Genomic DNA, 10,251 nt, shown 5'->3' with positions numbered 1-10,251 from the left:
AACTGAAGTTGTTTTGATTAAAAACTTCTAACCCAAAGACTCTTAAGAAATTTCAGTTTTTGTCGATAACAACGGATACCTAACGACTAATTTTATCGAAATTGTAAAGCTATGCAGAATCCACAACAGGTTTATCAGCAACAAGCGATCATGAATGCATCGCCATTACAACTGGTTGTTAAATTATATGACCTACTGCTGCAGGCGACTTATCGCAAAGATCAAAAGCGAGTACGTGAAGTACTGGACACCTTAACGGAAAGCCTGAATTTTGATCACGAGCCTGCTGAAGAACTTTTCCAGCTCTATCAGTATTGCCAGGATTTAGCCCGAGAAGAAAATTTCGAAGAAATCCGCGAGGTACTTGAACCACTGCGTGATGCCTGGGAACAAGCGGCCAAAGGCAAAACAGAAGAACAGGCAGCAAGCTAACTATATAATACTGATCAAACTATTGATGAGGTAACACCATGAATTCTATTAGTAATCTAATACAATCATCAAACCCCTATTCACAGTTTGTTGACCAGCTGGTAATGCTCGAAAGCCAAAAGAAGCTTCGACTTGAAGACCAGCAAAGCCAATTGAATGACAAACAATCTGCACTCAGTAAAGTTAGTTCGGTAATTTCTGACTTTACTTCCCAGGTTGATGAGCTTACCAGTGCTACCTCAAATAGCTTTAATCCGCTTAAAGCGACATCAAGCAATGAAGAAGCTATCCGGGTTGATTCTATATCGGGACTTGAAGAGCCCAATACCTATGACATCTCGGTCGGTCGAAAAGCCACTAAAGATATTATGCTGTCGAATGTAATGGATGGCACAGCAACTGATTTAGCAGGGAGCGGAGATGGTTCAGTGGATATCACTATCGGTGACAAAACGGAAACCGTTTCTATAACAGCTACGAATGATGATGGAACAGACAAAACGAATAAAGAGATTTTAGAATCATTTTCTTCTGCTATCAATAATATGCTGGGAGAAGAGTCTGACAGTGATGTGTTTGAAATTGATAATAATGGTAACGTCCAGCTTTCAGTTAAAAGCGCCCAAACCGGTTACGATGAACGTATCCAATTTGCCAATGCCACTGGAGCTTTGGCTGATGTGACCGGAAATATGTCACATCAAAAGGCTGACACTACCAATCTTGACGCTGAGTTTACGGTAGACGGCATCACGTTTAACCGAGGCCAAAACACGGTAGATGATGCCATTTCAGGCATGACGTTTTCACTATTGGGTTCTACTACAGAACAAGAGCAAATCACTGTAGATAAGGATGTTGAAACAGCCGAAAACAACGTTGATGATTTCATTGAAAAATTCAATGAAATGAATAAGACCATTCGCCAACAGACATTTATTAATGGTGAAACAGGAAATAAGGGTCCCCTTCAGGATATGCGTTCTATCCGAAATCTGACGATTAATTTGCGCCAAACAGCGCTTACGGATATGGCGTCGGCCGGGGCTGATGAACTGGATAATCTTTCAGAGATTGGTATTGGCTTCGAAAATAATGGGAATATGAAGGTTGAAGATTCTCAATTACTGAAAGAGGCCTTAACGGAAAAACCAGATGAAGTTAAGAATCTCTTTACCAGTGATGATTCACCTGTAACAAAGATGTACGAACGCGCCAGTACCTTCACGGAAACGGGGGGTACTATTTCATCACTTGAAAGCGGATTAGATCAAAAGATTGACTTTCTGGGCAACCGTATTGAATCAGAAGAGAAGTATTTGGAACGGTATGAAGAACGGCAGCGCGAAACCTTCGCCGAAATTTATCAAATGCAGCAAGAAGGTCAGCGTCAGCTTCAATCCGTGCAGAGCCAACAGTCTACATTAGGATTATAAATCAATGAATGCTATCGCAGAACAGCTTTCTAAGCTGATAAAAACAAACAGGAAAATAATGAACCAGTTTCATAAAGATGAAGCTAATATTGAATTATTGCGTGAGCGATTTGATGAGCGAGCGCAATATGTTGAAAAGCTTTCTGCTGTAACAGAAGATTTTGATGCTTCTACATTGTCTTCGGCTGAAAAAAAGCGTCTTAACTCACTTTTTGAACGATTTGAAGACCAACAACGTAACATTCAAGAAGCACTCGATTATATTTTAGCGGAATCAAAAGAACGGCTCGATAATGCCATTAAGAGTAATAAGGCTGAACAAAGTTATAGAATTTTAAATCGATAACAGCGATTCGTAACTTTTTAGCAATATTAATTAAAGGACTATGGATATTAATAAACTAAATAACATAAACGGTAATAACGTAAACAAAACCAATGAAACGTCTAAGGGAAAGGAATCTCAGGAGACCTCTTCAAGATCTTCTGCTGAGACTCCGACCGATAAGGTTTCATTAAACGATTACCAGTTTCGCAATAACGACCAACTTTTTGCCAAACTTGAATTGGAAAAACTAAACGAATCTTCCTCACAACAGTTTAAGGAAATGAAAGCCCAGGTATCTGAATACCTGGAGGCTTCACAAAATCCCGATGCTGATACCCAACAAACTGCAATGGGGCAAAAAGTTAACGACCCTTCGGTATGGGGCGATATCGCTAACAAGATACTTCAATAATTATTTCTTTTGGAAATACTTATTTCCATCGTTGCTAATTATATTTTTAGAATTGAGGGTAAACTAATCCCCAACTAATTACCATTGCCTTCCTTTTATAACCCCCTATTATAATAGCCTTAAGTTGGTAATTTTGTTGACCTTTACAACAAAAAAGCTTTTAATATCTATGCAATTTAATGGGGCCAAATCATAGTTATTCTTCTCTTATTCTGATATTATTCACCCCCACTTATATATGTAAACCATCATCAAAAACATAGATATGAAAGAGCGTGTTGTAATCGTTGAAGATGATAAAATGTTGCTCGAATTTTTGGTCGAAAATTTGAGCATGAACGGCTACGAGGTTGAAGCCTTTGAATCACCTATCGAAGCTACTGAGTATCTCAAAGAAAATGAGGCCGGACTGGTACTTACCGATGTTAAAATGGACGAGATGACCGGTGATGAAGTATTAGCTCATGTAAAGGAGAACTATCCTGACACGGGGGTTATTATGATGACCAGTTTTGGAAATATTACACACGCTGTCCGTGCCCTCCAGAAAGGAGCCTTCGATTATGTAACAAAGCCCTTTAAGGCCAAAGAAATCACCTTCCGAATTAATCGCTTTTTTGAATCTGATAAGATTGACTTTAATAAAGAACGCAAAATTCAGGCCTTATCAGAAACTCCTCAAAAAGATGATGAGCAATCTGCAACTCCCAAAAGTAGCGGAAAAGTTGTCCAACCCACTGACAAAAAGTTCATTGGTGAAGCGCCGAGTATACAGAAGTTAATGCAGATTCTCCCGCGTATTGCCGCAAGCACGGCCCCAGTGATGATTCAGGGAGAAAGCGGAACCGGTAAGGAGGTTTTTGCCAACCTAGTCCATCAGAACAGTAACCGGTCCGACCAACCCTACATTAAAATTAACTGTGCCAACTTGCCTAAAGAACTGGTCGAAAGCACGCTCTTTGGTCATGTTAAAGGCGCATTTACCGGGGCCATTTCTGATAAAACAGGTGCTTTTGAAGAGGCCAATGGCGGCACTATTTTACTGGATGAGATTACAGAGATCGATATCAACATCCAGGCAAAGCTGTTACGCGTTCTCCAGGAAAATGAATTTCATAAAGTGGGGAGCCAAGAGGCTATTGAATCTGATGTTCGTGTTCTTGCGACCTCAAATCGCAATATTGCAGAGGCCATTGCTGAAGATGAGTTCCGTGAGGACTTGTATTATCGGCTCAATGTATTTCCTATCTCTATACCGCCACTCCGTGAGCGAAAAGAGGATATCCCATTACTGGTAAATTATTTTGTAGATCGCTATACCGATCAATATGGGCTGGAATCCAAAAAAGTATCGGATGACCTGATGGAACACATGGTCAATAAAAAGTGGCAAGGCAATGTTCGCGAGCTGGAAAATAAGATCCACCGGGGCGTTATCTTATCCACGGATCAAGATACGATTACCCTCGATCATATTGAGAAAAATCTTTTCTCGAAAGTTGATCTTGAGGTAAGTAAAGAAGTACTTTCTGATCTACCACTGATGTCAATCGAAGACATGGAGCTTCAACTTATCAAAAAAGCACTGGAGCATACGCAGGGTAATCAAAAGGAGGCCGCTAAAATTTTGGGCATTACAGATCGGACCATCCGCAATAAGATCAAGAAGGCTCAGTCCGAAGAAGAGTAGTATCTTTTCGAACGCCTGCCTGCACGAAGCCTTACTACATAGAATTCAACTTTCTGTCAGAAGTTTCGGCATAGGCGGGCAAATCCAGCATCTATCTCCCAAATATTCAGACCCTGAAACAAGTTCAGAGTGACACAATAGTATTATTCAAATAATAATTGCATCACATCTGACACCTTTGTCTGATACTCGTTTTCAATGCTCTACGTTTAAACACAAAAATAATAGCTGTCTCGGAGTACCTACTCCGAAACAACTATTTCGTTGGGACAACATTCACCTCTAAACAATGTTTGCAACCATTTTCTTAGCTTGATCAAGCCTGTTTGTTTTGGTCAACGTTACAATAAGTTTCCGCTTATATTCTTGATCTCTGGGGTGAGCATTATGTAATTTTTTATACACATTCGATACATAATCGTACCAGTCTCGTTTCATAAATAACGTCATAACTTCGTCTATCTCCTCCCGTATCTGTTCCTCCATCTCATTTGGAGGCAACTGGTCGCCATACATCCGTTCAAATAAATATACCGCCCGTTCGTAATCTTCAAGCTCAATAGAAAGTAAAAGCGCTTTCTCCAGCATTCTGCGATCTGCTGCCCCCCGCTTAAACGAGAACAACTTATCAAAATAATCGGTAGCCTTTGAACGCTGACCTGCTTTCAAAGCTACGTTAGCTAAATTAATCAGTGTCTTTTCCTCATCAATCTTCCGATCAAAGTTGGCACGAGAAAAAAGTGAAAATCGATCGTAATACCGTTGAAGCGTATTTAGAGCATCATGCCACTCTTTGCGAAGCTCATGGATACGAAATTGTATTAAATATGGCAGACACTGCAACGATTCAGCTTCTAACGATTGCTTGGTCAATGAAAGCGCATTCTCCCATTTATGCTGCTCAGCCAAGCAGCTGGCTAATCCATTTACTGCTGCCAATCGATCAAAGGGTAACAACTTTTCTTTTTTCAACAGCTGACGGAACTGGGCTGCAGCCCGAACATACTTATTATCATTTAAATCTCGCTTACCTTGTACCAAATAAAGTTTGGGCGACTGGTTCTGCTGCGATAATTCTGCATCAATTTTAATATCTAAATGTGGTTTGGTCTCCCGTTCAATAACAATTGGCTTATCCGTCAAAATAATACCATTAGAACGCACATAGTCAGTAGCATCGGGCAAATTAAATCCAGAAAAAACGTCTGATACGTCTGCTTCAGAAGTGTTAACCAACCGCATCTGATAATACTGTAGCTGTGTTCCCTCTTTCTCTATTGTTATCAAAGCGGGAACCCATTGGTTATTTTCAATAGCTTGTTGGCCGGGCATATCACTAAAATGGATTTGCTCATCATCTTCCGCAAACAGCATCCATTGGCCACTATGCTCTCGGGCAATGGCATTCCAGACCTGGGCCTTTCCCATCTCCGGATCACAGCTAAACCAGTCAACGGCCTCTGGCAAATACTCAGGTGCTGTACCCATACCAGCCACTATTAGCGACCCAAAATAGTTATTCCACTGCGTTACTTTCTTGTGATCATAATATGATCGTTCCGAAAGAAAAAGGACGCCCGTTATCCAATCTGCATTCCGTTGGCTTTCGTGTGATATTGATTCGAGTCCCGATTCCATAATAGCCTCATTGTTTCGTTACAAAATAGTCCGTTTTTGTAATCAGATATAGTTCAATAATGTATTCTCGAACATCTTACTATGCACCGCCATAGCCGATTCATAAGCCACTTGTGTACGCTGCATATCGGAAAATGCTTGTGCATAATTGGTATCTACCAGCTCACTAATATCTGATTCTTGCGTAATCTTGGTAGATTCATACTGCTCAAACATAAAATCCATGCGGTTGATATTGTCCCCCAATTTCGACGTTAAATCTGTTACATGATTTATAACTTGGTCAGAGTCTTCGAGCAAGTTATTAAGATCATTCCCGTTATTGTTACGCAGGGCCGTTTCCACATCCTCAAGGAACGTAAACATATCTCCCACAGGAGTATTGGCAATTTCTTGGCCAGTTATACTGATATCAATCTCTACCCCATCGCCAGCCACCACATGCGGCGACTTATTATTACTATTATTCGTTACAGTGGCACCTGCTTGGTCAAAAGGTTTTTCGCCACTGTTTGTACCAGCAAACAGATAGCGATCACCATACTGAACATTTAAGCTATCAACAATCTGGCTGCGAATACCAGCAACTTCATCAGCTAAACTTTCTCGTTCCTGTGCCCCCAACGAATCTGACGATCCCTGAACCATATCGTTTTTGATATTCATCAAGTTGTCAACAACACCATCCATGGTTTCCTGGGCAAGCCTACCCTGGCGTAGTCCACTGCTGATATTACTTTGAAACTGCTCCACTTTTTTCAAGTCGGCTTCCAACACACGACTACTTTGAAAATCCACAGGGCCTTGTGATGGAACTCGTACTTCCTTCCCATTTGACAAATCAGACTGAATTTCAGCCATTTCACTGCGGTTTTTATTCACATCCCGCATAAAATTGTTGAAAATAATTTTTTGTGTAACACGCATATATTACCTCACTATACTAATTAAAGTGTCATACATTTGTTGAGCACTACTCATTACCTTGGCCGCTCCCTGGTAAGCATTTTGATGCTTAATCATCTTGCTAAGCTCCTCATCAATATTTACTCCAGCCTCTTCTTGCTGCTGGGTTTTCAGCATTTGAATTTCAGAATCTCGAGCTTCCATCTGGTTATTTAAAGCATCAATATTCACCCCAGGCTCACTGATAGTACTAATGGTATAATTTGATAAGGTCTGGTTCTGTGTCGTATTTCCAATCACCTTTTCATTTCGTAGGCTTGCAATCTCCGAGGCAATCTCCCCATTTCCGGCTTCGCCATCGGTATCAGAGGCTGCAATGTGCTTTGAATTATCTACTAAATCCTGGTTAATAGAAATGCTTTCGGCTGTTGTTCCGGCAGGATTAAAGAAATTACGCTGAACATTATCCTCCAACCCATATCCACTGTTGTGGATGTTATTCACCTCCGAAACAATTGTCGAAGCAATATTATCAAGACGCTCCCTCATTTCAGGGATACCCTCTTCATACATCTCAATCTCGGCTCCAATCTTACCACTTTTAGGTTTTATAACATGACCGTTTTCGAGTCGAAGGCGATACTTCTTATTCGTATCATCCACTTCGGAACTAATATTATACACCTGATTCTCATCTACCACGCTGTGGCCATCAATTTGAATCTCCATCGCGCCGGTACTTGTTTCTCGACTCTCAAAGTCTACCAATTCCGACAGTTCATCCATTTTGGCCACACGCTTGTCCAAACTGGCAAAATCTGGCTCTCCTTTTGCCTGGGCTTGCTTTATAGAACCATTAAGCTCATTAATATCACTAAGCAAGCTATTAATAGAATCCAGCGTCTTGCCTGCAAAATTCTTAACGAGATCACTATTTTGCCTAATATTCAAACTTGTTGAACGCAGCTTACTTGTAAACTGCTGGGTCTCACTAATCAAATTATTTCGGACACTGACATCTTGTGGGCTACTGGCCAAGTCGGAAAAATTATCAAATAAATTATTTACCTGGGTATCCAAATCATCACCATAATCGGTAACCATTGAAGCTTCTAATTTCTCGTATACATTGGCCTTCTTTTCCAGGTAGCCCATATCATGCTGCTTTTTATTCAGCAACTTATCATTAATATCATCCCGTAACCGGGTTACCTCTTCAATATTGACACCCAAACCGGCATGATGTTGATCCATCTGCATACCGTTGGGCGATTTCTCAACTCGCTGACGGCTGTACCCGGGAGTATCGGCATTAATAATATTGTTAGATGTGACTGACATGGATCGCTCGGACCCACGAAGACCACTTTTGGCGATTTCAAATATTGATTTCATATCTAAGCTTCTTTATTAAGTGCTATTCCGGAAGAAATTTCCTCTTTACTGCCGCCGGCACTATATCGCGTGTTCTTTTTATTGTGCAGACTGTAAATAGAGTGCATTAACTGCATATTTTTTTCAACAGCGAATTCCAGCAGCTTGTTTAATTTCTGATGCTTTTCTTTCAGCATTGCCATCTGTTTTTCAAGGGTTACCTGCCAATCAATAATAGTATCCGTTGCTTCCGGATACGCTTCTTTCAAGTATTCCAACCGTATTTCGACACTGCTAACCCCTGCATTATTTAACATACTTTGCAGATGATCCATAAACTTATGCTCCTGCTCTTTGAACAAGCCTCTCAAATGGGTGTATTCTTCAACATGCTGCTCAATATCTTCTTCATTGGATGAGACCACGGCCTCAATCTGTTTGTCAATCACTTCCACCAGCTCGCCAGACAGTCTGCCGAGCCGATCAATAATGTCTTCAAATTCTGTAAACGCTTTTTTTGATTCCATAACTATCCTTTCTTAGCCCATTGTCATTGTTCGTTTCCAACTATCACACCTTGTGATATTTCGAGATCATATCAGCCATTCCTAATTTCCTTTGTTCAGCAATTTCTGTAGCAAGCGTATCCGTAATGTGATGCCGGTACATGTTATTAGCCTGTCCAGCAACACCATTTTTATCGCCCATTTTAAAAGAATCTTTAGTCATCTCGTTAACCAACTGCCGAGCGAACATTTTTTCGAACTCCATGGCAACTTCTTCCTTCTTTTCCTGGGCAAGGTCTTGTTTATCTAATCCCATTGGCACCGACTGTACTACATTACTAATATCCATAATGATCTTACTTTTTATGTTGTTGGTTCAAATTCGGTTAATCCTACATTACAATAAGTTCACCCTGTAACGCACCTGCACGATCAAGCGCCTGGAAAATGGAGATAATATCACGAGGACTTAGTCCCAATGAATCCAAAGCATTAGCCAATTGCTGTACATTGGTATTGGGTTCCAGTACGACATTCTGTGCCGACTCTTCACTAATCCCTACCTGTGGCACCGGCACAGTTTCTGTTTCCCCACCACTAAACGGAGGAGGCTGACTAATAAAAGGCGTCACCTGGGTACGTACCTGTACACTACCATGCGAAACCATGGCATCATCAATTGTTACACCGCCTCCGGCCACAATAGTGCCAGTACGCTCATTGATGACCACACGAGCCGGCTTATCCAGCTCAACCTGTTGATCCATAATGGTGCTAATAAACATATTCCGCATCCCAGGCTCTTGGAAAGCTTCCGGCCACTCTACCTGGATAAGTCCCGGATTATAGACCGAGGCCAGTTCTTCATCAAAATTCTCGTTAATTACTTCCACAACCTGACGCGCATTCGTATAGCCTGGCTGAGACATCACCAGCTGCAGCGGTTGTTCCGCATTTAGCTGAAAATCCGTATCATGTTCTACGATTCCACCGCCTGGAATGGTTGCCGTAAGTGAGCTGTTGCGGGAAAAGCGAGAATTGCCAACTTCTGCATTAATCCCCCCCACCACTAATGGCCCCTGTGCCAAGGCAAAAATTTCTTTTGTTTCTGGATTCAAAAGTGGGGTCTCCAATAATACCCCACCTTCAAGAGAACTTGCATCCCCCATCGAGGATATCGTTACATCAATTTCGCTGCCCGATGCGTGATAGGGTCCGATATCCGCCGTAACAATAACGGCAGCAACATTCCGCGTTCGCAAACGCTCCGAATCAACATTAATTCCAAAATTATTCAACATATTAGCAATAGAACGAACCGTAAACTGGGCCCCACGTCTGCTTATTGTCCGATCACCTGTTCTATCCAGCCCAACGACCAATCCATACCCCACTACTTTCGTAGCATTAGCGTCTTTTACTTTAAGCAATCGATTAAGCGGAGTTTGAGCATCGGTTTCAACCGGATGCATCATTCCCAAAAAAATCGCTGCCAATACTATGAGAATACTTCTTTTCATAACGTTTCG

At 41.3% G+C, this 10,251-nt stretch carries 11 protein-coding genes; 5 read left to right on the top strand and 6 right to left on the bottom strand.

Going from position 1 to position 10,251, the window contains the following annotated elements; all coding sequences use genetic code 11:
* Positions 1-111: 111 nt before the first annotated feature.
* The 5 genes from AAFH98_RS06425 (at position 112) to AAFH98_RS06405 (ending at position 4,298) form a co-directional block, all read left to right on the top strand.
* Positions 112-432 carry a flagellar export chaperone FliS gene (locus tag AAFH98_RS06425; protein ID WP_342521871.1) on the top strand — a complete coding sequence of 107 codons (321 nt, stop codon included), beginning with the start codon at positions 112-114 and terminating at the stop codon, positions 430-432.
* Between the two features lie 38 nt (positions 433-470).
* Positions 471-1,868 carry a flagellar filament capping protein FliD gene (gene fliD / locus AAFH98_RS06420; RefSeq protein ID WP_342521870.1) on the top strand — a complete coding sequence of 466 codons (1,398 nt, stop codon included), beginning with the start codon at positions 471-473 and terminating at the stop codon, positions 1,866-1,868.
* Between the two features lie 58 nt (positions 1,869-1,926).
* The gene (locus AAFH98_RS06415; protein ID WP_342521869.1) at positions 1,927-2,214 is read left to right on the top strand and encodes a hypothetical protein; all 288 of its coding nucleotides are present in this window, start codon (positions 1,927-1,929) and stop codon (positions 2,212-2,214) included.
* Between the two features lie 40 nt (positions 2,215-2,254).
* The gene (locus AAFH98_RS06410; RefSeq protein WP_342521868.1) at positions 2,255-2,608 is read left to right on the top strand and encodes a hypothetical protein; all 354 of its coding nucleotides are present in this window, start codon (positions 2,255-2,257) and stop codon (positions 2,606-2,608) included.
* Between the two features lie 265 nt (positions 2,609-2,873).
* Positions 2,874-4,298 (top strand): sigma-54-dependent transcriptional regulator, encoded by a 1,425-nt coding sequence (locus AAFH98_RS06405; protein WP_342521867.1) that lies wholly within the window; start codon positions 2,874-2,876, stop codon positions 4,296-4,298.
* 282 nt (positions 4,299-4,580) lie between these two features.
* Here the strand turns inward: AAFH98_RS06405 and AAFH98_RS06400 are convergent, their stop codons facing one another.
* The 6 genes from AAFH98_RS06400 to AAFH98_RS06375 are packed head-to-tail and all read right to left on the bottom strand — an operon-like array spanning position 4,581 to position 10,242.
* Positions 4,581-5,936, bottom strand: a complete 1,356-nt coding sequence (locus AAFH98_RS06400; protein WP_342521866.1) for a tetratricopeptide repeat protein — start codon at positions 5,934-5,936, stop codon at positions 4,581-4,583.
* 42 nt (positions 5,937-5,978) lie between these two features.
* Complete coding sequence (locus tag AAFH98_RS06395; RefSeq protein ID WP_342521865.1) at positions 5,979-6,863, bottom strand: flagellin N-terminal helical domain-containing protein; 885 nt, start codon at positions 6,861-6,863, stop codon at positions 5,979-5,981.
* A 3-nt stretch (positions 6,864-6,866) separates the two neighbouring features.
* On the bottom strand, positions 6,867-8,237 hold the full coding sequence (gene flgK / locus AAFH98_RS06390) for a flagellar hook-associated protein FlgK (protein ID WP_342521864.1): 1,371 nt from the start codon (positions 8,235-8,237) through the stop codon (positions 6,867-6,869).
* A gap of 2 nt (positions 8,238-8,239) precedes the next feature.
* Positions 8,240-8,743 (bottom strand): hypothetical protein, encoded by a 504-nt coding sequence (locus AAFH98_RS06385; protein ID WP_342521863.1) that lies wholly within the window; start codon positions 8,741-8,743, stop codon positions 8,240-8,242.
* Between the two features lie 43 nt (positions 8,744-8,786).
* Positions 8,787-9,071, bottom strand: a complete 285-nt coding sequence (locus tag AAFH98_RS06380) for a hypothetical protein (protein ID WP_342521862.1) — start codon at positions 9,069-9,071, stop codon at positions 8,787-8,789.
* Positions 9,072-9,114: 43 nt separating this feature from the next.
* On the bottom strand, positions 9,115-10,242 hold the full coding sequence (locus AAFH98_RS06375) for a flagellar basal body P-ring protein FlgI (RefSeq protein ID WP_342521861.1): 1,128 nt from the start codon (positions 10,240-10,242) through the stop codon (positions 9,115-9,117).
* Positions 10,243-10,251: the final 9 nt, after the last annotated feature.

This window comes from Fodinibius sp. Rm-B-1B1-1 (genome assembly GCF_038594945.1).
GTDB lineage: Bacteria > Bacteroidota > Rhodothermia > Balneolales > Balneolaceae > Fodinibius > Fodinibius alkaliphilus.
Note: the sequence above shows the minus strand (reverse complement) of the source record. Positions and strands in the feature narration are given on the sequence as shown.